Below are 818 nucleotides of genomic sequence, written 5' to 3' on the forward strand. Positions count from 1 at the left end.
TTGCTGGCCTGGGGCGTGTTGATTGCCATGGTCGCCGCGCAAGTAACGCTGACACGCCAGTGGCGCCAGGACCTGCTGCTGATCGCTACCGGTGGCCTGTTGTGTTTGTTGATGGAGCCGTTGTGGTTGCTGCCGGATGTGTTGCAGTACCGCGACTGGCAGCAACACTGGTGGGCCCCGCATTGGGTCTGGGCGTTGTGGCTGGGCTTTGCGGTGAGTTTTCGCTATAGCCTGAACTGGCTGTGTGGCCGTCCGGTGCTGGCGGCCTTGTTTGGTGCCTTGGGCGGCGTCTTTTCCGTCACCATGGGCATTCGCCTGGGGGCAGCGACCGCGCCACAGGGTTGGCTGTTGCTGGCTACCGTTTACGGTGTCAGTTGGGCCATAGCGGTACCGTTGCTGGCGCAGGTTGCGACGATGACAAAACAGGAAACCGAACATGCCTGAAATCCATTACTTGCTGCTTATCGCCTTGCTGATTGTTGCTACCGTGCTGTGGTTACAGCAACGCCAGACCCGCAACGCCGGTTGGGTCGATGTGTTCTGGGCCTGGTCGGTGGGCATTGTAGGCGTGAGTTTTCTGGTAACCGGAAACGGTGCCTTGGTGCCCCGATTGGCGGCAGGGGTGTTGTTATTGTTGTGGTCGCTGCGGTTGGGTAGCCATATTTTTCAGCGAGTGAGTCAGGAAAACGCTGAAGATGGCCGTTACGCGGCCATGCGCGAGGTGCTGGGCAGTAAAGCGCAGCCTGTGTTCCTGGTTTTCTTCTGGGGCCAGGCGCTACTGGCCTGGGGTTTTGCGCTCACGTTCTGGGTGGTGGGCG

Annotated in this window: 2 protein-coding genes; both read left to right on the forward strand. The window is 60.0% G+C overall.

Annotation, left to right across the window (positions count from 1 at the left end; translation table 11 throughout):
* On the forward strand, window positions 1–444 hold a 444-nt coding region (locus tag A3730_RS25095), incomplete at its 5' end, for a DUF2878 domain-containing protein (protein ID WP_063519416.1).
* A partial coding sequence (locus A3730_RS25100) for a DUF1295 domain-containing protein (RefSeq protein WP_156501353.1) occupies window positions 437–818 on the forward strand: 382 nt, incomplete at its 3' end. The genes A3730_RS25095 and A3730_RS25100, both read left to right, overlap by 8 nt.

The organism is Alcanivorax sp. HI0044 (genome assembly GCF_001634945.1).